The organism is Tolypothrix bouteillei VB521301 (assembly GCF_000760695.4).
In the GTDB taxonomy this organism is placed as follows: Bacteria; Cyanobacteriota; Cyanobacteriia; order Cyanobacteriales; family Nostocaceae; genus Scytonema; species Scytonema bouteillei_A.
Window position 1 is genome coordinate 8,686,544 of record NZ_JHEG04000001.1, and the last position, 23,987, is coordinate 8,710,530.

At 45.2% G+C, this 23,987-nt stretch carries 22 protein-coding genes, 4 pseudogenes and 1 CRISPR repeat array; of the genes and pseudogenes, 15 read left to right on the forward strand and 11 right to left on the reverse strand.

Annotated elements, in window-relative coordinates; translation table 11 throughout:
* Positions 1-2: 2 nt before the first annotated feature.
* The 6 genes from HC643_RS35470 to HC643_RS35490 all read right to left on the reverse strand — a co-directional run bounded on the left by HC643_RS35470 (position 3) and on the right by HC643_RS35490 (position 4,541).
* Positions 3-569, reverse strand: coding sequence for a DsbA family protein (locus tag HC643_RS35470; protein WP_038092484.1), 567 nt, complete (start codon positions 567-569; stop codon positions 3-5).
* A 45-nt stretch (positions 570-614) separates the two neighbouring features.
* Positions 615-1,085, reverse strand: coding sequence for an Hsp20/alpha crystallin family protein (locus HC643_RS35475; protein WP_038092487.1), 471 nt, complete (start codon positions 1,083-1,085; stop codon positions 615-617).
* Positions 1,086-1,458: 373 nt separating this feature from the next.
* The gene (zwf, locus tag HC643_RS35480) at positions 1,459-2,835 is read right to left on the reverse strand and encodes a glucose-6-phosphate dehydrogenase (protein ID WP_050046481.1); all 1,377 of its coding nucleotides are present in this window, start codon (positions 2,833-2,835) and stop codon (positions 1,459-1,461) included.
* A gap of 112 nt (positions 2,836-2,947) precedes the next feature.
* Positions 2,948-3,730, reverse strand: a complete 783-nt coding sequence (gene gnd, locus HC643_RS35485; protein WP_237266014.1) for a phosphogluconate dehydrogenase (NAD(+)-dependent, decarboxylating) — start codon at positions 3,728-3,730, stop codon at positions 2,948-2,950.
* Positions 3,731-3,732: 2 nt separating this feature from the next.
* Positions 3,733-4,077, reverse strand: coding sequence for an NAD(P)-binding domain-containing protein (locus HC643_RS42810; protein ID WP_237266015.1), 345 nt, complete (start codon positions 4,075-4,077; stop codon positions 3,733-3,735).
* Entirely contained in the window at positions 4,050-4,541 is a 492-nt protein-coding gene (locus HC643_RS35490; protein WP_038081761.1) for a hypothetical protein, read from the reverse strand. The genes HC643_RS42810 and HC643_RS35490 overlap by 28 nt, the downstream gene beginning before the upstream one ends.
* Positions 4,542-4,837: 296 nt before the next feature.
* Between HC643_RS35490 and HC643_RS35495 the strand changes: the two genes are divergently transcribed.
* On the forward strand, positions 4,838-5,737 hold the full coding sequence (locus tag HC643_RS35495; protein WP_038081762.1) for a hypothetical protein: 900 nt from the start codon (positions 4,838-4,840) through the stop codon (positions 5,735-5,737).
* 57 nt (positions 5,738-5,794) lie between these two features.
* Here HC643_RS35495 and HC643_RS35500 read toward each other — a convergent pair.
* Positions 5,795-6,472: pseudogene (locus HC643_RS35500) on the reverse strand (transposase family protein); the annotation flags it as partial.
* Between the two features lie 12 nt (positions 6,473-6,484).
* Here HC643_RS35500 and HC643_RS35505 point away from each other — a divergent pair.
* A pseudogene (locus HC643_RS35505) lies at positions 6,485-7,057 on the forward strand (zinc-binding dehydrogenase); the annotation flags it as partial.
* 200 nt (positions 7,058-7,257) lie between these two features.
* Here HC643_RS35505 and HC643_RS35510 read toward each other — a convergent pair.
* Entirely contained in the window at positions 7,258-7,686 is a 429-nt protein-coding gene (locus HC643_RS35510; protein WP_137986537.1) for a response regulator, read from the reverse strand.
* 364 nt (positions 7,687-8,050) lie between these two features.
* On the opposite strand from HC643_RS35510, the gene HC643_RS42270 reads away from it, so the two are divergent.
* From HC643_RS42270 to HC643_RS35550, 8 genes and pseudogenes are all read left to right on the forward strand, one after another.
* On the forward strand, positions 8,051-8,641 hold the full coding sequence (locus HC643_RS42270) for a helix-turn-helix domain-containing protein (RefSeq protein WP_050046480.1): 591 nt from the start codon (positions 8,051-8,053) through the stop codon (positions 8,639-8,641).
* Positions 8,642-8,719: 78 nt separating this feature from the next.
* Positions 8,720-9,649, forward strand: coding sequence for an alcohol dehydrogenase catalytic domain-containing protein (locus tag HC643_RS35520; protein WP_237266016.1), 930 nt, complete (start codon positions 8,720-8,722; stop codon positions 9,647-9,649).
* Between the two features lie 112 nt (positions 9,650-9,761).
* Positions 9,762-11,399, forward strand: a complete 1,638-nt coding sequence (locus tag HC643_RS35525; protein WP_038081766.1) for a cyclic nucleotide-binding domain-containing thioredoxin-disulfide reductase — start codon at positions 9,762-9,764, stop codon at positions 11,397-11,399.
* 36 nt (positions 11,400-11,435) lie between these two features.
* Positions 11,436-11,696 carry a UBP-type zinc finger domain-containing protein gene (locus HC643_RS42710; protein ID WP_071589172.1) on the forward strand — a complete coding sequence of 87 codons (261 nt, stop codon included), beginning with the start codon at positions 11,436-11,438 and terminating at the stop codon, positions 11,694-11,696.
* 195 nt (positions 11,697-11,891) lie between these two features.
* Entirely contained in the window at positions 11,892-12,494 is a 603-nt protein-coding gene (locus HC643_RS35535) for a TrkA C-terminal domain-containing protein (RefSeq protein WP_237266017.1), read from the forward strand.
* 150 nt (positions 12,495-12,644) lie between these two features.
* A pseudogene (locus tag HC643_RS42275) lies at positions 12,645-13,333 on the forward strand (alcohol dehydrogenase catalytic domain-containing protein).
* A 481-nt stretch (positions 13,334-13,814) separates the two neighbouring features.
* A complete protein-coding gene (locus tag HC643_RS35545) occupies positions 13,815-14,621 on the forward strand; it encodes a class I SAM-dependent methyltransferase (RefSeq protein ID WP_038081770.1) in 807 nt (268 codons plus the stop codon).
* 1,111 nt (positions 14,622-15,732) lie between these two features.
* Positions 15,733-16,155: pseudogene (locus tag HC643_RS35550) on the forward strand (4-Cys prefix domain-containing protein); the annotation flags it as partial.
* A 113-nt stretch (positions 16,156-16,268) separates the two neighbouring features.
* On the opposite strand, the gene HC643_RS35555 reads toward HC643_RS35550, so the two are convergent.
* Both HC643_RS35555 and HC643_RS42280 read right to left on the reverse strand, forming a co-directional pair.
* Positions 16,269-16,643: a hypothetical protein gene (locus tag HC643_RS35555; RefSeq protein WP_038081773.1), complete on the reverse strand. Its 375-nt coding sequence runs from the start codon at positions 16,641-16,643 to the stop codon at positions 16,269-16,271.
* Between the two features lie 209 nt (positions 16,644-16,852).
* The gene (locus tag HC643_RS42280; protein WP_272900096.1) at positions 16,853-16,984 is read right to left on the reverse strand and encodes a hypothetical protein; all 132 of its coding nucleotides are present in this window, start codon (positions 16,982-16,984) and stop codon (positions 16,853-16,855) included.
* A gap of 273 nt (positions 16,985-17,257) precedes the next feature.
* On the opposite strand from HC643_RS42280, the gene HC643_RS35560 reads away from it, so the two are divergent.
* From HC643_RS35560 to HC643_RS35575, 4 genes are all read left to right on the forward strand, one after another.
* Complete coding sequence (locus HC643_RS35560) at positions 17,258-17,425, forward strand: plasmid partition protein ParG (protein WP_137986535.1); 168 nt, start codon at positions 17,258-17,260, stop codon at positions 17,423-17,425.
* Positions 17,426-17,492: 67 nt separating this feature from the next.
* Complete coding sequence (locus tag HC643_RS35565; RefSeq protein ID WP_082051847.1) at positions 17,493-18,299, forward strand: effector-associated domain EAD1-containing protein; 807 nt, start codon at positions 17,493-17,495, stop codon at positions 18,297-18,299.
* Complete coding sequence (locus HC643_RS35570; protein ID WP_162002196.1) at positions 18,280-18,756, forward strand: lectin OAA family protein; 477 nt, start codon at positions 18,280-18,282, stop codon at positions 18,754-18,756. The genes HC643_RS35565 and HC643_RS35570 overlap by 20 nt, the downstream gene beginning before the upstream one ends.
* 99 nt (positions 18,757-18,855) lie before the next feature.
* Positions 18,856-19,371: a hypothetical protein gene (locus HC643_RS35575; protein ID WP_038081775.1), complete on the forward strand. Its 516-nt coding sequence runs from the start codon at positions 18,856-18,858 to the stop codon at positions 19,369-19,371.
* Between the two features lie 101 nt (positions 19,372-19,472).
* On the opposite strand, the gene HC643_RS35580 is transcribed toward HC643_RS35575, so the two are convergent.
* Positions 19,473-20,267 carry a peroxiredoxin-like family protein gene (locus HC643_RS35580; RefSeq protein WP_038081778.1) on the reverse strand — a complete coding sequence of 265 codons (795 nt, stop codon included), beginning with the start codon at positions 20,265-20,267 and terminating at the stop codon, positions 19,473-19,475.
* 581 nt (positions 20,268-20,848) lie between these two features.
* A CRISPR array of direct repeats spans positions 20,849-22,192; the repeat unit is 37 nt; unit sequence GTGGCAATTTATACGAATCCCTATTAGGGATTGAAAC.
* A gap of 234 nt (positions 22,193-22,426) precedes the next feature.
* Between HC643_RS35580 and HC643_RS35585 the strand changes: the two genes are divergently transcribed.
* Positions 22,427-23,938 carry a DUF1565 domain-containing protein gene (locus HC643_RS35585; protein ID WP_038082068.1) on the forward strand — a complete coding sequence of 504 codons (1,512 nt, stop codon included), beginning with the start codon at positions 22,427-22,429 and terminating at the stop codon, positions 23,936-23,938.
* Positions 23,939-23,987 lie beyond the last annotated feature (49 nt).

The following is a 23,987-nucleotide window of genomic DNA, read 5'->3' on the forward strand; positions in this document are numbered from 1 at the left end:
ACTCAGGATTCAGCTGCGTTTTCAATTGCGGCTAACAATGCGCGGAGGTCGTAAGAGCCATCGTGGCGCACACCGTTGATGAAAAAAGTCGGCGTGCCGTTGACCCCGCTCTGGATTCCGCTGAGTAAGTCTTCGCGTATCTTGGCTACGTGGGCGTGCTCGGCGAGTTCGTGACTCAACCGAGGCACATCAAGACCGAGGTTAGCGGCATATTCTATTAGATGTTTGCGATCGAGCGCCTGTTGATGTTCAAAGAGATGGTTGTGCATCTCCCAGAACTTACCTTGCGCCCCAGCTGCCTCTGCTGCTTCTGCTGCCTGCTCGGCGTGGGGATGTATGCTAGTTAACGGGAAGTGTCGGTAGACAAAGCGCATGAGATCCCCGGTCAACTGCTGGAGTTCTTTGACGATGAAATGGGCACGACCGCAATAGGGGCACTCATAGTCGCCGTATTCCACGAGGGTGACGGGTGCGTTTTTTGGCCCTCGGATATGGTCGCGTTCACCTTCAGGTGTGCCGAAGGCATCGCTAACTGGGAGGCTAAGTTCGCCTGTTGCTGTTGTAATCATGTTGTCACCTCCTGCTCTTAAGGGAGTGCTTTGGAAAACATTGCGTCACTGCCCTTGCCCGTTGCCTCTGTGCCCGTCACCTAAGTTTACTTTCACAACCTTGTTCCTATCTTCTTCAGCCTTGGGCAGCCTCAGCTTGAGAATGCCATCTTTGTATTCTGCTTGCACCCGATCGTGCTGGACACGGGTAGGCAACGGAATTACGCGCTGAAACCTGCCATAGCGGAATTCGGTGCGGGTGATGCCTCTTTCTTCCGTTTTGATTTCTGATTTCCGCTCACCGGAAATAGACACTGCCTCTGGCGATACCTGCACATCTAGGTCTTTGGGGTCTACACCGGGAATTTCTACCTTGAGATGAACCGCATCGGGGGTTTCTTGAATCTCTGCAGAGGGAATAAAGGCAATGCCTTCTTCTTCTCTACGACCTGTCGGTGCTATCTCATCAAACAAGCGGTTTAACTGCCGCTGCAAACTTTCAACTTCTCGGAAAGGTTCCCAACGAACGAGTGTCATAATTTTAAGTCTCCTGATGATCTATACTTGGGTGTTTAGAATTTTGCATTAGACTGGGTTTTGTCAGTCGCTGAAACAGCGTTGCTATCATTGCCAGTGCTGAATTCTGTTCACACTATAAAGAAGAAATCTAAGAACTTTCTGAGGAAATTATGATGATTGGGGATTGGGACAAGGCAAAATTGTAAGGGGAAAAACAAATAACTTCCCTTTAACCTTTCTCAGTTACGCCAGTTCGCTCAACGGGGGAAACCCTCCGAAGTTGCCCCACTTGGTGAGGAAGTTTACTCGACATAGCTAATAAGATTTGGTTGGCTCTCTTGGATATTTCCGATTAAACCATCGTCGTACAGTAAAACGCGGTACAATGGTATCACGTCTCATTAAGATTATGCCAACCGCCATCTGGGGGAATCATATGATCCGCCAAAGGAGGCCCCCAGCTATGGGGTGCGTATTCGTAAACAGGGGTTGCTTGATCTAGAATAGGAGCGACAATTTGCCACTGTGCTTCTACCTCATCTTGGCGAGCAAACAACATGGAGTCGCCTTTCATGGCATCTTCAAAAAGCCGCTCGTAGGGATTCATTTCATTGCCATGCTCGACTTGAGCGACTAGTCCGACTTCGCTACCCACCATTCCGTCGCCTGGGGTTTTAGAGCGAATGCCGATCGCAGTCAGCACATTTGGACTAAGACGAAAGTAAAAATAATTTGCTAATCCAAAGGCACGCTCGCCAAAAACATCCTGCGGCGGACGCTTGAGCCTGACCACAACTTCAGTAGTTGTACTCGGTAAACATTTGCCTGCACGAATATAAATCGGAACGCTAGCCCAGCGCCAAGTATCAATGTTGAGCTTAACCGCTGCGAAGGTTTCGACCTTGGAATCAGGAGCTACACCAGGTTCCTGGCGATAGCCCTTGTACTGCCCGCGCACTACATTTGAGGGTTCGATTGGATCTATGGATTTGAGCAATCGCGCTCTTTCATCTCGGATGGCTTCATGCTGCTCGTTGATGGGCGGATCAATCATTAAACACGCCGTCACCTGAAGTAGATGATTTTGCACCACATCCCGAATAGCGCCTGTCTCTTCATAAAACTGTCCCCGTCCATCGATGCCAAATTTTTCAGCCATCGTGATTTGGATGCTGGCAATACTGACGCGATGCCAAATCGGTTCGAGTAATGAATTGGCGAAGCGAGTGTAGAGAAGGTTTTGGACTGGTTCTTTTCCCAAGTAATGGTCAATCCGAAAAATATGACTTTCGGGAAAGATAGAGTGCAGAATGCAGTTCAGTATTTTAGCCGATTTTAGATCGCGTCCAAAGGGTTTTTCTACCATAACACGACCATTCTTTACACAACTTGATTGACCTAACCCTTCGACAACCGTCGCAAACAAACTGGGAGGAATGGCTAAGTAATACAGAGGAGCTTCAGCTATTTGGAGTACCTGGCATAATTTATCATAGGTGGCGCGATCGCTATAATCACCACAAATATAGTAAAGTAATGAACATAGTTTCTGGAAAGCTACCTCATCAACTCTGGCCTGTTCCTCTAGGCTCTTACGCACATAAGATTGTAATTGTTCGATGCTCCAATCTCGCCTACCCACTCCAATAATTGGAATGTCAAAATGACCGCGCTGAATCATCGCCTGTAAGGCAGGAAAGATTTTTTTGTAGGCTAAATCACTTGTGATCCCAAAAAATACCAGGGCATCGGAGAGTAAAGCTGCCATGATTAACCTCCATATCGACGCGGAGAGGGGAAGCAGGGGGGACTCGGGGCCCCCTCTGGGGATAGGGGGGAAAGGGGAGCAGAGGGGAAGAAAGCTGATTAAAATCCCCGCGTCATTGTTCCAGATGCCCACCGAACTCGTAGCGCAACGCAGAAATGAGTTTATTGGCAAAGTCTGATTGACCGCGAGAGCTAAATCGTGTGTAGAGGGCTGTACTAAGGACGGGAACAGGAACTCCTTCTTCAATGGCTGCCATTAGTGTCCATCGACCTTCTCCAGAGTCAGGTACGCGCCCCTCGAAATTGGCTAAGTCGGGGTCTTTGAGAAGGGCGATCGCGATTAAATCAAGTAACCAAGAACTAATCACGCTCCCCCTGCGCCACACCTCTGCTATATCTGCGAGATTAAAGTCGTATTGGTAGAATTCCGGATTTCGCAAGGGAGCCGTTTCTGCATCGACTTGATGCAATTGTTTCCCAATATTAGCATGGTGAAGAATGTTCAACCCTTCGGCATAAGCTGCCATGATGCCGTATTCAATGCCGTTGTGAACCATTTTGACAAAGTGCCCTGCACCGTGAGAGCCACAATGCAAATAGCCCTGTTCAGCCGTTCCCCCCATTAACTCACGACCAGGGGTGTGCGGTGCAGCTGATACACTAGGAGCTAGCGCTGCAAAAATGGGGTCAAGATATTTCACCACCGCCAATGCACCACCAATCATGAGACAGTAGCCGCGTTCTGCCCCCCAAATGCCACCGCTAGTTCCACAATCAATGTATTCAATTCCTTTGACTTTTAATTGATCTGCACGACGAATGTCATCAATGTAGTGAGAATTGCCACCATCAATGATAATGTCGTCAGCGTCTAGAAACGGCATGAGAGTTTCCATTTTTAGTAAGTCTCAGGTATGCCATCCCCGATGATAATGTCGTCAGCGTCTAGAAACGGCATGAGAGTCTGTAGGGTAGCATCTACTGTCGCGGCGGGTAGCATCAGCCAGACGGTGCGGGGTGGCGTGAGTGCTTCGATGAGTTCAACGAATAATGTTACACCACGGGCGATCGCTCCTTCCTGAACCAGCACCTCTGCTTTTTGTGGCTGACGAGTGTAGCCAATGATGGTATGTCCAGCCTGGGTTAGACGGTGTGCCATGTTAGCTCCCATTCGTCCTAGTCCTATCATTCCCAGTTCCATAACATCCCCTGTATTCAAGTGAGAAAAATTGGGAGTATCCATCCCGCAATAGCACCAATAGCGCAGATAGCTGTTAGAATCAGGAAAACCTCAGTTCGGCTAAACTCTATTTCCAGCAAATTTTCGACGGACTGGTCTAATGCCATATCCAGGGTAAAAATGCCAATCCAGGATAGAGCGATCGCTATTGCCCAGCCGAGGAATCCGCTTGATATCGATGCTCCAGTTAGAATCCATGCAGAACCGAATGTGAGAGATAACAATCCCGCCCAGACGGGAAAGCCAGTGAGTATGCATGCACGGACTGCGGCAATTGCCAAAATGAACATTGGTATTGCAATCGTCGAAAAATGGCGATTGAGCCAGAGAGTCCATCCCAATCCTCCATATCCCAGCATTAGCACCGTCAGCCAAACTAGACTATAGAAAAAATATTTCCAATAAAAATCTTTTGTTTCTGGTCGGTTATGGTCTTGTTCAAATGTAGTTACAATTTTGTTAACCATAGGTCTTATACCTTTCTACAAAGACGAATCAGTTAATCAAGCCTGAATCTAGGATTTGTCCAATTTTTCCCATTTCCTTATCTTCTTAACGAATCTGCCCTAACGTTAGTTGGCAAATCTAAGGAAAATCTGAGCAGATACTGATACTAAATTATGTTTAGAAACACTTATCTCTGCTTTCACAAAAGCATTGCTCTTTAAATGTCCTCATTTTTTGCTTAGATTATCTCGCTACAATTCCCACGTTGATCTAGTAATTAGCTCATGCTGCAAGAAGAACCCTGGAGAGTGAGATCATGACTAAACCGATTCAAATTCTGTTACAGACAACAATTCCCACCAATGAAGATGATTGGTATATTGGGCGATTCTCTTTGCTAAAGGACTATTTAGCTTCGTTAAAAAGTGACACTGGGGAACCCCTGTACCAAGTAACAGCAAGGGATCGAGAAAATACTGCTGAAAAAAACGATCCAGTTTTAAGTACGCTAGATAATTCAGATTTTGATGAACTGTGGCTGTTTGCTGTGGATGTAGGGGATGGCATAACTCCACAGGAGTGTCAGAGCATTAGTGCCTTCCGTCAGCGCGGCGGCGGTTTATTGGTCAGCCGTGACCATCAGGATGTAGGTTGTTCGGTTTGCAATCTTGGTGGTGTCGGCGCAGCGCATTACTTTCACAGTAAGAATCCCGATCCCGATCCCTCGCACCACTACCCTGATGACAGCTACACTCAGTATATTTCCTGGCCCAACTTCCATTCTGGGTTAAATGGTGACTACGAGAAAATTACTCCTATAGAACCTATTCATGACTTACTCAAGAATCCTACATCACCTTCTGAGGAGATTGAATTCTTTCCGGCTCATCCCCATGAAGGAGCCGTAGGTGTGCCTGCAAACGAGAAGAATGCACGAGTAATTGCCTTGGGTACAAGCTCAGTCTCCGGTCGGGACTTTAACTTAGTAATTGCTTTTGAAAGTACCCAGGATGAACAAGGAAATATTTTAGGACGTGCGATCGCTGAATCAAGCTTCCACCATTTCGCCGACTACAATTGGGATGTTGATATGGGCGCACCTAGCTTTGTAACCGAACCCCCTGGAGATGGGATGAAGCAAAACCCACAAGCCCTTGAACATATTAAAGCCTATGTGCGAAACTTAGCCCTCTGGCTGGCTCCTACCTCAAGTTAAAGGAAAGTTTCCCATCCTTAACCCTGTTATGTCACTTTAGGCGGAGGAAAAATAGAATTAAGGGTGAGATAGAAATATAAAAACTGGAGAAGTTAGTCTATAAACGATGGATTGTAGTTTAGCAAATCCTAAAGATAAATGAGGAATAGGAAAAACTGAAAGCCAAGGCTGAATTAAATTAAATAGGGTAAAAGGTTGAAGGATGAGACGGAGATTATTGAGAATATTCTTCCAACCTTTACCATTATCCCACCCAGGATGAGAAGCGAACTCTGATTGAGGTTCTGGGGGAGAAGGACGCATTTGTTCTGAATGAAGACTAACCATCAGGTAGGCACTACATACAATCTCCCACCATCGTTCAATATCTTCATAGCGAGTAAAACGATAATCTGCCCAACCTAATTCATTTTTACTTTGCTTTAAGCCATATTCCACCCAGGTTCTTAAACCGTAAAAATTCCCAACTTCTCTGGGAGTAATGTCTGGGTATTTACTCATAACATACCAAGTAGAGTTACCAGGTAAATTTTCACAGTCTGTGGTAATTTGCTAATACCTGTGTTCTTTACGTTTCCTATATATGATTTCACGAATAAACCGATTTTCACTGCATAAGTCAGAGAATACTCTTTGAAATCTTTGCCACTTTAAATATTGGGTGTACTGCCCTTTGAGCAAGTCTACAGAACGGTTTGAGCGTATTGCTACTAAATAATTTAGCCCCAGTTCATCTCATACAAGTACGCGGTTTGGGGCTGTGGTCCAGTGGGACAATTTGCAATGAAAAGTGCCTACCTACTGGGCGCAGAGCGTGTCATTGGTATCGCTCGCTTCCCGGAACGCCTGCAACTGGCAAAGGACTTCGCCAAAGCCGAGATCGTCAACTACGAAGAAGTGGATGTCCTCGAAGCGCTCAAGGAAATGACGGGAGGAATAGGTCCGGATGCCTGTATTGATGCAGTCGGCATGGAAGCCCACGGCAAAGGTCCAGAGGGGCTGTATGACAAAGCCAAACAAGCCATATGTTTAGAAACCGATCGCCCACATGTGCTAAGGCAAATGATGGCGTGTCGCAAAGGTGTTACCTTAGCCATCATGGGAGTTTATGGCGGCTTTGTGGATAAATTGCCGATGGGCGCAGCCATGAACAAAGCCTTGACCTTCAGGATGGGTCAGATGTTTGGTCTAAAGTATATTCCCAAGTTGGTGGAGCATATTTTGAACGGCGATGTTGACCCCTCGGCTGTGTTGACGCATCGCTTGCCTCTAACTGAAACAAAACAGGGCTTTGAGATGTTCAAGCACAAGAAAGACTAATGCATCAAAGTGATGTTGCAGCCGGACTAGGCTCATCTCACTTAAGAATACGTGAATTCGATAAAGGGGTGCCGCGCGACGCACAGCGTCCTTAATAGCTCAGTTTTCCCTGTCCTTCGCCCACAGAAAGCTGGGCGATCGAACTGGTGTTAAGAATAAACAATGGGGGTTGTGTCGTACTTGTGACACAACCCTATTTACTAGGTGTCTAGCTCCCAATTCAAAGCAGATGCGATCGCCCGGTGCAATGTCAGCGGGTCAAAGGGTTTGGCTATGATTCCTTTAACTCCTAGTGTTTCATAATGATGGGGTTCGAGTAATCCAGCCTGTGCAGTCAAAAACACCACAGGTATAAACTGCATTTCCGGCTTAGCCCACAGTGCATCCAGAAACATATAGCCATCCATTTTTGGCATCATAATGTCCAGCAGGATCGCATCTGGTTGTTCAGCGCTCGCCTTGAGTAACGCTTCTTCTGCCGATGTCGCGGTAATGACAGTCCATTGGGCTATTTTTTCCAAGCAGGTTTGCACTACCCATTGCACATCAGGTTCGTCGTCAATTAACAAGATGCGCTTTGATGCAGAGGTCACCATCATCGTCTGTAACAGCACTGTACCGCCTCTCATAAAAGAAAAGACTATAAACCATTGAAGTAACTACCTATAAAAGATCAATAATTTAAGGAAATTGTGAGGCGATTCTGAGCGATTAGCATCACCAGGCTACAACTCTGTTCTACTCTTGGTTCTAAAGATAGGTTACTACCAATATCGTGTCTGGTTAAGTGCTTATAAAATCCAAAATGCGAAAGCTACACGGCTTTCATTTTAAATAAACTCGGAATTTTTTGTGAGATAGATGAGGAGTGTAGTTGAACAGGCTCATTAAGATGCGATCGCGACTCAACAACTCCTGCGAATTCACTATAATTTCCTCAGAAAGCCCTTAGATTTTCCCTCTAGGGTGTCAATCATCACTGAGGATACTTCTATGACATTACCTTTATTATTAAGCCAACAAGATGATTTCGAGCAGTTAAAATCTGCGGCTCCAATTGATTTTGGCTCTCTCTTCATCTGGAAGGTCGTTGCAATTGCATTGCAAAACCAACCAGATAGGTTGCTTGAAACCACCGATGAAAAACATCTCCTGAACAACACAACAAAATATAAACGTCACGATCGGTCGTTTTCTAGACTGCCTCAATCAGACTGCAACTTTGCTTTGAACGGTGCGTTCATTGATGTTGCTCAAGAAGTTGCTAGGCTACTTCAGCAATCTCAACCCTTTCATTGTGAGGGCATCATCAACCATTCTGCTAAGACGATCGCCATTCGAGCGATCGAGCCAGAGTACAAGCAAATCATTAACGTTGAGCCGTTAACTGAACGGGAGCGAGAGGTGTTGCAACTGATTATTGACGGTCTCAACAACCTGGCGATCGCCCAGAAGCTTCACATTACTACGGGTACGGTGAAAAGTCATGTTCGCAATATTTTGAAGAAACTCTGCGTTCATAACCGCACTCGGCAGCAATTCGAGCACTGCGTGCGGGTCTTGTCCACTAACAAACAAGAATGAATTAAAAATTAAAAGTGGCTGCCAGCCTGGGGTTCCCATTTTTAATTTTGCATTGTCTGAAATCAGGAGAAACAAATCATGTCAAGCAATCGTGGAGTGGTTTATATGGGTTCTGGGAAGGTCGAGGTGCAAACTATCGACTTTCCCAAACTCGTTGATCCGCGCGGCAACAAATGCAATCACGGCGTCATTCTCAAGATTGTTTCCACCAATATTTGTGGCAGCGACCAGCATATGGTAAGAGGACGTACTACAGCGCCGATTGGCATGGTGCTGGGTCATGAGATCACGGGTGAGGTGATCGAATGTGGGAGCGATGTTCAATTTATTCAGCACGGGGATCTAGTTTCTGTGCCATTTAACGTGGCGTGTGGACGCTGCCGCAACTGCGAGGAACGTCATACCGATGTGTGCCTGAACGTGAACCCGGATCGCCCCGGTGGTGCCTATGGATATGTTAATATGGGTAGATGGATTGGCGGTCAAGCAGAGTATGTCATGGTTCCCTACGCCGATTTCAATCTCCTGAAATTCCCAAACAAGGCTCAAGCAATGGAAAAGATCCCGGATCTGACCTGCCTGACTGACATCTTGCCCACGGGTTATCACGGTTGTGTGACCGCAGGAGTCACAAGTGGCTCAACGGTATACATTGCTGGTGCAGGTCCGGTTGGTCTGGCAGCCGCCGCATCAGCACAGCTATTGGGAGCGGCTGTCGTGATTGTTGGAGCAGGCAACCCAGCTCGCTTAGCTCATGCTAGAAGTATCGGCTGTGAAACGGTTGATATCTCCAAAGATGCCTTGATCGTCGAACAAATCGAACAAATTCTCGGTGTGCCGGAGGTCGATTGTGCAGTCGATTGCGTCGGCTTTGAGGCGCACGGGCACGGCAAAGACTATGATCCGAAGAAAGGTGTACCCGCGATCGTATTAAACACCATGATGGAAGTCACTCGCGCTGGCGATTGGGTATTTGGGAGATGCAACTCAGTTGCCGGAGTCGCTTAGAGAGCAAGATCTGACACCAAGACAGCGTAAGCCGCAGCGGAAGTTTGTGTTTGGCGGCAAGTGGGGAAAGGTGTCGTCAATTGTATCGCGATCAAGAACGAGGATTTCAATCATGGCATTAGAGCATCACCCGATCGCGTTTCCCAAACTCGACGATGAACAGATCGTGGCATTGGGCAAATTCGCCAAACTTAAAGCATTTCAGGCAGGCGAGACACTGTTTGCGGAAGGCACACCAAATTACCAATTCTTCGCGATCAAGCGTGGTGAAGTTGCGATCGTCGATCGTTCCTCTGGTCACGATCGGATCGTCACAATCCACGAGCCGGGGGAGTTTACGGGGGATGTGGATATTTTGACAGGTAGACCGGCTGTTGTTAGGGCGATCGCCCACTCCAACTGTAAGGTGTATGAGATTGCAGCAGACGATCTACGACGGATTTTGAATGAAATGCCACGACTGAGTGATGTCTTACTCCGGGCATTTCTGATGCGCTGTCAGTTGCTTGAGGAATCCGGCTTTGTAGCCGTCAGGGTGGTCGGTTCACGCTATTCCCCTGAAACTCATCGAATTCGCGAGTTTCTGGCGAAAAATAAGGTTCCCTTTACCTGGATCGATCTGGAAAACGATCCTCAAGTTGACACACTGCTGACACAGTTCAGGATCAGTGAAGATGAAACCCCAGTTGTGATTTGCGGCAACGATAAGCTACTGAAAAATCCTTCGATGGCTGAGTTGGCTGACTGCCTCGGCATTAAAAAACCGATCGAACACACCATCTATGATTTGGTAGTCGTGGGCGCGGGTCCGGCGGGGTTGGCGGCAGCGATTTACGGCGCATCGGAGGGCTTGAAAACCCTCGTATTGGACAAAATGGGTCCGGGTGGGCAGGCGGGCAGCAGTTCCAAAATCGAGAATTACATGGGCTTTCCAACGGGTCTTTCCGGTAGCGATCTGGCAAATCGAGCCGCGATCCAGGCTGAGAAATTTGGGGCTATATTAACGGCACCAGCGGAAGTAGTTCAACTGAGCCGTGAAACTGGGTACTACGCGCTGCGACTAGAGAGCGGCGAAGAAATCTCTGCTAAATGCATTCTAATCTGCGCGGGTGCGTCCTATCGCAAACTTGCCGTTGAGGGCTACGATCGCTTTGAAGGCTCCGGCATTTACTACGCAGCGACAACGGTGGAAGCTCTGCTGTGCCAGGATGCCCAGGTGGTCGTCGTGGGTGGCGGCAATTCTGCGGGTCAGGCGGCAGTTTTCCTCTCCGAACAGACTCAAAAAGTCTTTTTGCTAATTCGGGGCGGTGATCTGGGAAAAACCATGTCTCATTACCTGGTGCAGCGGATTGAGCAAACGCCCAACATCGAAGTGCAATGCTACACCGAAATCTGCAAAATGTACGGCAACAAGTGGCTCGAAGCCGTTGAGGTGTTTTGCAGTCAAACCGGACAAGCTGACACGATTAAATGTTTGGCAATCTTTGTCTTTATCGGTGCTGTGCCGCATACGAAATGGTTGCCAGAAGCCATTCAGTGCGATCGCAACGGGTTTGTCAAGACAGGTCTGCGAGTGATGGAGTCAGGCGAGTGGACGCTGCGTCGCCAACCCTTTCTGCTGGAGACCAGTCTTCCCGGCATTTTTGCAGCGGGAGACGTGCGGCTGGGTTCCATCAAGCGGGTGGCTTCTGCCGTCGGAGAAGGGGCAATGGCAGTGCAGTTCGTTCATGAGTACCTGGCTTCCAGTTAAATGAACTGGGGATTACAGAATCGATAGGAGGATGACATGGTAATACAATGCACACATCTCAATCAAATTCGGAGAGTGACACCCAGCACAAGAGGGTGTAGAGAGTGTCTGATGCTGGGAGACCCTTGGGTACACCTGCGTGTGTGCTTAACCTGTGGTCATGTTGGTTGCTGCGATGAATCTAAGAACAAACATGCCACACGGCATTTTCTTGCGACGCATCATCCCATCATTCAGTCGTTTGAACCAGGGGAGGATTGGATGTGGTGCTATGTCGATGAGGTGTTCATGGACTAACAGCGTTAACCGAAATCGGAGGTATTAGGGTTGAAAGCACTTGTGTCACTTCTACTTGCCGTTACCCTGTCGTTGTTAATCATGCGTATTGCTGCCGAAGCCCTGATCCTGACTGGGCTATCTCGTGAGACGGCTGAATTTCAGGCACATTCAGCGATTACGGGTTCGGGCTTTACCACCAGCGAATCAGAACAGGTGGTTACCCATCCCGTGCGGCGACGTATCCTCATGTGGTTGATGTTGCTGGCGAATGCCGGATTGATTACGGTGATTTCCTCCTTAGTCCTTACATTCATCAGCGCAGCTAAGCTCAGCAATTGGCTGCCTCGTCTCGTGCTGCTGGTGCTAGGAATAGCAATTCTTTGGATCGTAGCAATTAACCGTTGGATCAAGCATTTCCTCTCCCATTGGATGCAATGGGCGTTGCGCCGCTGGACTCGCCTGGATGTGCGAGATTATGCCAGCCTGCTGCACCTATCGGATGGCTATGCGGTGATGGAACTGCAAGTGGATGCAGGAGATTGGATTGCTGACAGACCGCTGCGGGAAACCAACCTCCGTCAAGAGGGGATTATAGTGTTGGGGATTCTCCGCCCTGATGGAGCATACCTTGGCGCACCGAGAGGAACAACCTTTATCCGTCCCAACGATGTGGTGCTCTTGTATGGTCGCCTGGATGCCTTCAGTGAATTGGATTCGCGTCAGGCGGGAAGTACAGGTGAACAGGCTCACCAGGATGCGATCGCCGATCATCAACAACTCCTTTTAGAACGCGCTCGCCAAGATGCAGCCAAGTAAGGAACGTAACTTTCGCAAATTCGCCATGATTTCCTCAGAAAATCCTTAGATTTTCCCTCTAGAGTTTCAATAAAGTGCCATAGAACATAGGCAAATTAAGCAAGAGAGGAAAAAACTGTGAGAGCAGTTTGCTGGTAAGGGGCTAATAAAGTGGGAGTTGACACAGCCCCCGATCCCAAAATTATTAACCCACGCGATGCCGCGATCAAAATTACGTCAACCGCAATTTGTGGCTCTGATTTACACCTCTATGATGGATTCATTCCCACAATGGAGCAGGGCGACATTCTCAGACATGAGTTTATGGGAGAAGTTGTTGAAGTCGGTAGTGAAGTCAAGGGGATTAAGGTGGGCGATCGCGTCGTCAATCCATTCCCGATCGCCTGGAGATGGCAGAAAAGGGTGGGGCAGAAACGCTCAACTTTGAAAAAGTCAATGTGGGTGAAGCCCTCAAAGAAATGACGGGCGGACGCGGTCCCGATTCAGTCATGGATGCCGTGGGCATGGAATCTCACGGTTTGGGTCTAGAGGGATTTTATGACAAAGCGAAACAAGTTGTACGGTTAGAAACCGATCGCCCGCATGCACTAAGGCAAATGATGGCGTGTCGCAAAGGTGTTACCTTAGCCATCATGGGAGTTTATGGCGGCTTTGTGGATAAATTGCCGATGGGCGCAGCCATGAACAAAGCCTTGACCTTCAGGATGGGTCAGATGTTTGGTCTAAAGTATATTCCCAAGTTGGTGGAGCATATTTTGAACGGCGATGTTGACCCCTCGGCTGTGTTGACGCATCGCTTGCCTCTCCCCCTCCCACTTGATTATCATTTCGGAATTTGAATCGCCTTGAAAACGTAGCCGAAATCTTACGTGCTGCATTAAACGCGGTCACCACTGTCGCACCAGATTGGTTACGTAGTTGGGTTCCACATACCCAGGATTTACAACGCAGGGTTTTTATATACCTTCTTCCTTCTCCCTCATAAATGTCCTCTGCCTTAAAGGGCTTAACCTTCAATACATCACCAAAATCTGCCAAGAGCTTTAAAATAGGTCAGATAGACAAGTATGATGATTCCCCTAGTCCTACTACTGCTAGGGGATTTTTGTTGGGAGAGAGTCTTCGCTCGCTTTGGCACGAAGCCGCACCTCAGGAGCGCTCCTTGAGGTAATGAGCGATTCGCTTGGGTGCTAAAGGTTCATTGCAATCACAAGAACTAAATTTTACGTTTTTTAACGTCAATGTATTTAACACAAATCGTACTGGCTGACCGCAAATACGCTAGAATGCCTGAGAAAACTAACCAGTCTTAGAAATAAAATGTCTGAAGAAACAGTTGGGAACGTAAGTTTTACCGCTAAAGTCATCGCTGCAGGTCGGGCGATCGAAAGCCAAAGACCCGATGCTTTATTTATCGACCCAATAGCTGCACAGTTAGCAGGTCAAGAAGCCATTGAAGCTGCCATTCCCCGCTTAGAAGAATATGAAAAACAAGGGAGACCATTTACGTCAGTTCGGACTCGTTTTTTTGATGATTTTCTGAATAACTACTCGAAACATATCCAACAAATCGTTTTTTTGGGTGCGGGAATGGATACAAGAGCATTTCGTTTGAATTGGCAAAGCGAAACTCATGTCTATGAAATCGATAAACCAGATGTACTGCTCTATAAAGAATCGGTTTTAAGCGGGATTATTCCTAATTGCAATCGCCACTCAATTTGCGCTGATTTAAAGGAGTCACTTTGGGTACAAATGCTGCTTGAGGAAGGCTATCGACCTTCAGAACCGTCTATCTGGGTATTAGAAGGGTTTCTTTATTATCTCAACCCAACAGAAGTGGAAAATCTCCTAACAAACATCCAAAATTTATCTGTAGCTGGAAGTTATTTAGGTGTTGATGTCATCAATACAGCTATTTGCAATGGCTCTGATGATTGGGCTAAATATTGGCTATCTAGTTGTGACAATCCTGAATCTTTTTTTGCTGCTTATGGCTGGAATGCATCAGCCATCCAACCAGGAGAAGAGGGGGCTTCTTTTGGAAGATTTACTTATCAATTTCCCTTACGGAATCTTCCTGATGCCCCCCATATCTTCTTTGTAAAGGCTGTTAAGAAAAATTAATATTTACTGAATAACACCAAATAAAAACGTTTTGGTGAGTCCCAGCATCATCAGTTAACAAACCTTTTGCAGAAAATTAATCTTGACGATCGCAAAAGACGCAGAACCGCACTAAGGGCAATCGATCTGCGTGCATCTTCTTAATTATTGCAGTTGCATTCTGATTGCAATTGCACGGTATACCAGAATCGAAGCCAAACAGATACGCATACCGCAGACAACTGCGGGAAATGGGGTGCGATTTGTTTTTCTATATAAGAGAGAATAAAAATGCTTTGTCATTGCTGCAAACAACTCATTAATTTTCTTTGTAGAAATGCAGAAATGACATCATGTTAATGTCCGTGATTAAGGGTGTCATTGTTTGACATATTGTTTTTTTAACAAGCAACCGCTATGAAATATGACATTGGAGTTTGGACGTTCCAAACTCAAAGTGGTGTTGATGTGACGTACACAAACGATGAACTTCGCAAAAGACTAGAAGTTGGAAGCATTTGGAGAAAGCTAGGTTAGTTCCGCTCTTTTGGCAGGCAGTGCATTTTTAACCTTTCGACTCAAACACCTGCACGGAACCAGTTCAAGCGATCGCTCCAAAAATCGTCAAACGCTTTCTCGGGCAACAGCACCATTGGGGTATTGCTGTTGCGATCGCTCTTCATACTGCATCTACCTCAAGCTCCTTCGATCGCACATAATACTGAGGCAGTATTGGGAGAATGATGCGAGCGCATGAAGGCGCAAGCCGAAAGAGTGCTTATCGCTAACTACAGATATGCATCCATACTGCTTCTCCTGCTTACCTATAATGAGTATCATCCAACACTTCAGAAAATTCCTAGCTTTTTTATGCTTAACCTGTAAAGGCGATACGGCTTAAGTCGTTAAGCTTCGCTTATCGCTTCTCTTACCATCAGCCATCACATTAAGTTGCGGGCGCACCATCATAGAATTTAATATGTATCAAAAAGGCTATCTAAATAGTTACAAATACGGTCTAGGCATTTAGAGTTGAGAATTCATAAAATGAGTGCATACATTTTATCTATAGAGTACTGCCTTGCAAGCTTCCAGTCACTTTTACCACAAGTAATCGCATTATTTACATCATATGAGTTACTGCCTCAACCCTACTTGCCCTGACCCAACCAAAAACCGTTCTGACATTAACTTTTGCGTAACTTGCGGTTCTAAACTTTTGTTGGCAGAACGATATCGAGCTATCAAACCCTTTGGGCAAGGTGGATTTGGCAAAACTTTTTTGGCTGTCGATGAATACAAACCTTCTCGATCGCGGTGCGTTATTAAGCAATTGTGCCCTCAAGCACAAGGGATTAAGACTCTTAGCAAAGCATTTGAGTTATTTAAACTCGAAGCAGAGCGTTTGGATGAATTAGGTCACGACCATCCTCAAATTCCAGAACTGCTAGCTTATTTCACTCAAGATAATCAACAGTATTTGGTGCAAGAGTTTATTGACGGGCAAAATTTAGCAGAGGAAGTGACGCTCAACGGCACTTATACAGAACAGCAAGCTGAAGCTCGCCGAGCGTAGAGTACAATCGTATCGCTATTTGAGTTGTTACTCCATAAACTGTATCAAAAAATACTATAAATCTTTGTGCGAAAATTTACTTTTCTTCTCAGTTACTGCTGTTGCATAAGGATAATCAACCAGATCGATACCAAGGCAAATAGAATGAAGTGCAGAAATTCATAGCTCCCACCGGGCAACCAAGCCAGCACCCAGCTTAACCCTAACGGAAAAAAATTCGCGACAATCGTGAGAATTGAGACGTATAACAGCAATGCAATACCAATACCTAAAGGGATATTAAGTACGTCTTTTAACACTAAAGCAGCAATTCCCAAAATGCCAAGATAAGGAAATATTAAGAAATAGATGAAAAACCAGTATCCTATCCTATCGGGATTGGGGGGTGACAAAAACCAAGCTAGGTAACAAAAACCGTTAGCTCCCATTCCCAGGAAGATGAGCGTGTAAAACAATTTTTTCTGCATTTTACGATTGTGGGTTGTATCGGGTTTTCACCGCTAACTCTTCAAAAATTTCAGAAATCTTGACTCTTTTATTATCTATTTAGTTGCGGATGTGCAGCTGTAGTAGAAACACACAAGTAGTGAACTTTGTTGTGAATTGCCCAACTTTCCAAGAGATCTGACATAAAAACACGCTTTGTTCTTACTAACTCGTTAATTTCATTCCTGCATCAGTCAACTCGGATTCCACATTCGCGATCGCAAAGATGAGAGATGAGCACTCCCATGCCTCCTACGATCGTATATTTGCGATGGCTCTCGGTATCATCTTTCTTCTGTAGAACAAGCAAGGAGTTTTGCATGATGTACCTCGCTTTTGTCGTTCAATGCGGTTGAGGAGCGTCTTGCCTTGCCCTCGATGACACTCGTTCCGATCACCCGTGCGGCGTTACACAGCAATCGTCATGGAATTGATAACACTTATCTTGAATAATTGTTTGTACATTTGTAGGATTGGATAAGTACTTACTATACGTCAAGTGCATAAGCTGGTTCTGCTTGCACCTATGAGAATATAGGTTTGTACATTTGTCATTTTGTCCAATAATATTTATATTCATTATCATGTGACGCTTATGCACATTAGTATTCCAGATAACATCAAGAAACAATTCCATGCAGCCTGTGCAATTCGTGGGTTGAAAATGAGCCAAGTTGTAGTGGAGTTAATCGAGCAATGGTTAAAAACCAACAATGTACCTGAATTTGGTGAATCCATGAAAACAGATAAAGGCACTCGGTAATTCGTAATTAAAAGTACAACTATGAATTATTGGACTTTAAACAAAAAAATATAAGGAATTCATAAATATGGCTTTATCCGGTCCACAACGTAGAGAATTACAAGACGCTTTAATTGATGCTTTTCCCGATACAGCATCTTTAGAGCAAATGTTGGCATATGAATTAAATGGTAAAAATCTTAGAGCCATTGCAGGGGAAGGAAGTTTACAAAATATTGTCTTTAAATTAATACAAGCAGCAAATGCTCAGGGCTGGGTTGAACATTTAATTCACGCTGCACGTAATTCAAATCCAGGAAACGAAAGATTGAGGGCTATTGCTGAAGGACTTCCAAATCGCCCTATAGAAGCACTTCCTAACATTCCCCAAAAAGCAAGTCATCAGCCACAAAAAATCTTAATCCTAGCAGCAATTCCCCACGGCTTGCGTTTGGATGAAGAGATTCGCTCAATAGAAGAAGCGATACGACGAGCCACCAATCGAGATTTATTTGAAATTAAGATAAGAACAGCTGTACGCGCAGCCGATATTCGCCGTGCGATCGCAGAAGAGGAGCCATCTATCGTGTATTTTTGCGGACATGGCTTGGAAGATGGCAGTTTGCTTTTAGAGGATGATGGGGGTAATGATAAGCCAGTTGCACCATCTGGTTTGGCATCTTTATTTAAATTGCACTCGGATTATGTGAAATGCGTGCTGCTAAACGCTTGTCATTCAGAAAAACCTGCTGTTGCTATCAGCCAATACATTGATTATGCGATTGGGATGAATAACCCAATTCAAGACGGTGCAGCGATTGAGTTTGCTAAAGGTTTTTATGATGGACTGGGTTATAAAATTTCAAGCGATAGAGATGTATTTCAACCCGCCTAACGATCCGCCTGCTCAACCTGTAAGCCAAGTATTTCACTTGAGCAATGGGAATCGGTATCAAGTGACACATCAATGGGGTGGTTCGTTTGCCCCGTGGCAAGATGGGGGTACATGGGTGATTGGTTCCCGTACTGACCAGCACGTCGTCGCGATTGATATCAAGTCTAACGATGGCGGACAAACCCTCAATGGCACCATAACTTACTCTGGTGAGGGACCGATTGGCTTTTGGGCTACCCAGTTTGGTAGTAATAATGATTATAAAGTCGAAACCCAGTGGGGAGGAGATGCAGCTCCTTGGAATGATGGGGGTACATGGGTAATTGGTTCCCGTACCGACCAGCACGTCGTCGCGATTGATGTCCAGTCTAACGATGGCGGACAAACTCTTAATGGCACTATAACTTACTCTGGTGAGGGACCAATTAGTTTTAAGGGTCAGAGGGAGCGTATCTAGCGGTTGTAATGTCAAGTCAATCCCTTGAGCGCACTCAACTAGGTTTGAAGTGCCCCAAAAGGTGTATAATTACATATGCGCGTGCCTATCTGTGTATAAATGATCTGCTTGAAGTCATTTGATGGATCTGATAAATTTGATGCTCTTGAACTCGAAGCTCTAGACGAAATCTTCAGTAAGTATAAGTATGCTTTGGCACATATTGGCGTGGATTTTTCTCAAGAAGAAGTTCAAGAAGCCTTGCTTACTTGTGTTGATGGTTTTGAGGATGCTCTTCGTGCCACAATTGCCTATTGGCATTGGCTAGAAGAAAACAAAAAACCTTTTTACCCTAACGCTTGCATTATTCAAGCAATACGCGAGCGGTGGGATTCTCGTTACTGGAAAGATGAGTACTTGAACAATCCTAACTTTAAAAGCCCTTGCGAACTTTTTTGGGAGTCAGCAAAGAAAAATTGGGGAGCCGATTTGAGGAATCAAATGATTGCGGATGTAAATTCAGATGAGACTGGATTTGAATACATATTATTCCGCAATGGAAAAACCATGTCCCTTTCTACCGCTGAAAGGTTGGGGTGGGAGAAATTGAAGGAATATGCACTCCAACCGTTTTAGTTTTTAGCAGTACGCTCACAAGACTTCCAGAATACGCAGTGCATCTTGAAAACTCATTGAGCGATCGCACTGGAAAATTGGCTCAATATACCAATCTTTTGCTACAGTTTTTCTTCAGCTTTCACCGGCAGACTCTGGAGAAAAGAGAGGGGATGGCTCATATCAGCAGCAAAACCCAGGATAGCGCGGTCTCGGTGTTCGTAAAGCAATTCTCCTCGAGCATTAAACAGAAAAGTTGCTCCCCGTTGGGTAAGATAGGCAGAATTGGGAACATATTTCTTCCAGTTAGACAGCACTTCTCCCATATTCCGCAATCGTAAAGTTGCTAACTCAAACGGGCGTTGAAAACCTTTGCCACCTGCCCATTTGAAGAATGAACCTTTTAATGGGGGCAATGGGGGAGCTTGAACGGTTTCAAAGTCGCCAATTAACTGAGGTGCTCTTGCATCGCCCTTATATCCGCGAAATACTTCTGCCAGAGTACCGGGGCTACCAATTCCAGCACACATCAACATTAGGTTGAGCCAAGCATTCACTCCTGGTGATAAGCCAGGTATTTTGAGGGATAGACCTTCATACAGATTGAGTGCTTGATGTAGTTGGGCAGTGGGATCGACAAACAAACAATCTGCTGGAAATCCAGTATAACTACAGAATCGCTCACCGGAAGTGCGATCGCCAATTCCCACGGCTCGGATGGCTATCCCTCGATCTTGAAGGCGTTTGGCTTCTCGTCGCAACCACCAGGCGTACTCAAGGCTGTCGAAATCTCCTAATTGTGGTAATATTAGCACCAGCTGCAAAAGTGAGGATTCGCAACCACTCAAGATAGATACAATTGCTCCATCACTCACTCGTTGGCGTTGGGTTTGGCTCAAAATGCTATATGTACTCATCAGCTACTAAGAGGTTAACTCTACATTTATCGTAAATCTTTGTAAAGGCAAATCGCGCTTGCAAGGTAGTTTGAGCATCGCACCCTTTGGTTATGCCGTACTCCTATACCAAGAATGCGATCGGCCCTAAATACATAGTGCATAAGTTGATTTGTCTTTCTAATGCAAAAGATTGCACTTACCGTTAGACACTAGAAGGACTGACTTACGAAATAAGGGGATAAACTTAGCTTGAAAAGCTAATGAGATAAAGTGTGGAATACACCAAGGTCAAGAAAAACAGCGTTCATCATCCTTTGGTGTTGAGTAAACTGAAAAAGTAAGATAAAGCATATAGTACATATGTTTTATAAAGCGCGGATGGGTAGGTGTTCAAAAACGCTTAACTCAAAAAAGACCTTCCATGCCAGAGTACGTCAGGGTTTCAGCTAAATTTTTCTTTCCAACCATCCGCGCTCCCTACTAGGTATAGGTTTCAGCCATTTTCTCTTGACACTACCAGTCTCAATCGTGTTACGATAAACCCATCCGCGCTACCGCACCTTGAAAAATAAATAGAAAAACCCTTTCAAAAGCCAGCAGTGGCAATTTATACGAATCCCTATTAGGGATTGAAACCGCACTTACCAAGGCAGTTTCTCTGAGAAAGAAGAGTGGCAATTTATACGAATCCCTATTAGGGATTGAAACTAAATGGCGAACCATCAAGCTTGCGAGTAGAACCCCAAGTGGCAATTTATACGAATCCCTATTAGGGATTGAAACCTGTAGAAGCGTTGGTGCAAGATGTGCTAGATACTCGTGGCAATTTATACGAATCCCTATTAGGGATTGAAACTTAAACGACAAACCAACCCAACCCCAAGCATCTCAGGATGTGGCAATTTATACGAATCCCTATTAGGGATTGAAACCGACTACTTCAACGCACAGGGTGTAACGAGCGCGTGTGGCAATTTATACGAATCCCTATTAGGGATTGAAACGGGACATCAGATCGCATTATAACTTTAACTAGTTGTGGCAATTTATACGAATCCCTATTAGGGATTGAAACATAAGGAACTTCTTTTATGTCTAGATCGATGTCTAGTGGCAATTTATACGAATCCCTATTAGGGATTGAAACAGAAAAGTTGTTGACCCAATCATCAATCAACGCAGTGGCAATTTATACGAATCCCTATTAGGGATTGAAACGGGTTTACACGCAAAAGAGTGTGAATGAAGCGGTGTAGTGGCAATTTATACGAATCCCTATTAGGGATTGAAACAGGCTTCCATTGGTATTGATTCCATTGGCGGGAGGGGTGGCAATTTATACGAATCCCTATTAGGGATTGAAACGTTGCTTGTGTCAATTAAACTTTTATAAACTAGTGTGGCAATTTATACGAATCCCTATTAGGGATTGAAACCAGTGATAATGAAAGTTTTGGTGTAGGGTTGCCCGAAGTGGCAATTTATACGAATCCCTATTAGGGATTGAAACGAGCGATCGCATACAACTGACCGTGTGCTGGGTGGCAATTTATACGAATCCCTATTAGGGATTGAAACTTGAAGATTGGCGTTCTTCCTCCTTAACCTCATTAGTGGCAATTTATACGAATCCCTATTAGGGATTGAAACTGACTCAGGAATAAAATTTGCGCTGGGCAAGACAAGTGGCAATTTATACGAATCCCTATTAGGGATTGAAACAAAAAGTAAGTTGTGGGAATCAGATAATTGCGTGAAGGTGGCAATTTATACGAATCCCTATTAGGGATTGAAACTCACAGATTCTTCTTTTGTTCATTCCCCACATCATTGTGTGGCAATTTATACGAATCCCTATTAGGGATTGAAACACAGACTCGCTACCGCGACCTGTATCGTTGATAATGTGGCAATTTATACGAATCCCTATTAGGGATTGAAACGAACCTGCACCGCCTGAGATTGGGAAATAGCGCAAAGTATTTGTGTGGAATTGCGCTGAGTTCTTTAATGTAGAGAATTAGGAGCTAAGAACTGGGGACTGGGGATCTGACAAGTATAGATTTTGGGGTGTCGCCTACTGTCACCCCAAACAGTTATAGATATAAGTTATCACTGTTCACCGTTACCTGTTTACTGTTTACTTGTAACTATTCACTGTTCACTGTTCACTGATAATGGTTCACTCTACCCTTGTAGCAACACTCTATGTTGACCCAGTAATGGGGAATGATGCCAATTCTGGAACACGGTCAAACCCCTATCGAACTCTGACCCGTGCTTTAAAAGCAACGGCATCAGCTAAAATGATTCAGCTTGCACCCGGAACTTACAGCACTATAAGTGGTGAAGTATTTCCCCTTGTGATTCCAAATGGGGTAATGGTGCTTGGGAATGAAGCAACCAAAGGTAAAGGTATTTTGATTTCCGGAAATGGTGAGTATCACAGCCAAAGTTTTGGTACGCAGAATATTACACTGCTGTTACAGGCTGATGCTCAATTAATAGGTGTAACACTTACAAATCCCATGGCAAAGGGAACTGGTGTTTGGATTGAATCTGCTTCCCCAACTTTGGCTAACAACACCTTTACTCAGTGCGGTCGTGAAGGGGTGTTTGTAAGCGAGACTGCCGAACCAGCGATTCGGGATAACGTATTTGTGCAAAATACGACTGGTGGTTTGGTGATGGCACGTTATAGCAAGGGGGAAGTGTTGCGAAATGTTTTGCAAAAAAATGCTTTAGGGATAGCAATTAGCGATTTTGCTGCGCCTTTAGTAGCTTATAACAAAGTATCAGAAAACCGCACGGGAATGGCATTCTCACGCAGTGCTCATCCCGTGTTGCGTCACAATATTATAGAAAATAATATTCAAGATGGGTTATTAGTAAATGGTGAGGCAACTCCCGATTTAGGCAGCACTCAAGACCCCGCAGGTAATGTTTTTCGCAATAATGGTCAAGTGAATGTACGTAATGTCACTTCTAAAAAATTAGTTTCCGTGGGAAATCATCTGTTAGAGAGCGAAGTACAAGGATTGGTTGAGTTTGTAGAACTAGTAGAAAATCCTGAAAAAATAGTATTTTTTAATACAAATTTTCCGGATATGGCTGGGCATTGGGCAACGGCTTTTGTAGAAGGGTTGTTCAGTAAAAACTTGATAAGTCCTTTTCCAGATGGTACTTTCCAACCAGATGCGTTCATGACTCGCGCTCAGTACGCCGCTTTGGTAGCAGTTGCTTTTCATCCTGTTGCCAAACGCCAGGTTCCCGAATTTACAGATATTTCACAAGAGTACTGGGCTTATGATGCTATTCGCGTTGCCGCCCAGTCCGGTTTTGTCAGTGGCTTTAGCAATCGTACCTTTCGACCAGAGCAACCTGTCTTGAGATTGCAGGCGATCGTTTCCTTAGTGAGTGGGCTTTCCCTGTCGGCAACATTTAGCGAGGACTTGGTTAATTATAGCGATCGCGATACCATTCCCAAAGCAGCTTTGACTGTTGTTGCGACGGCAACACATAATAAAATTATTGTTAATTTTCCCGATCCCAAGCTTATTGAAGGGAATCGAGAAGCAACACGAGCTGAAGTAGCAGCAATGGTTTACCAGGCTTTGGTAGCAATCGGAACAGCCCCTGCTATTCATTCGCCTTATATCGTTTCTCTACCCATAATGGAAGTAGAATAAAAGACACCTGTTGATTGACTGGGGAACTCTTGACACAGAAAACTGTAGC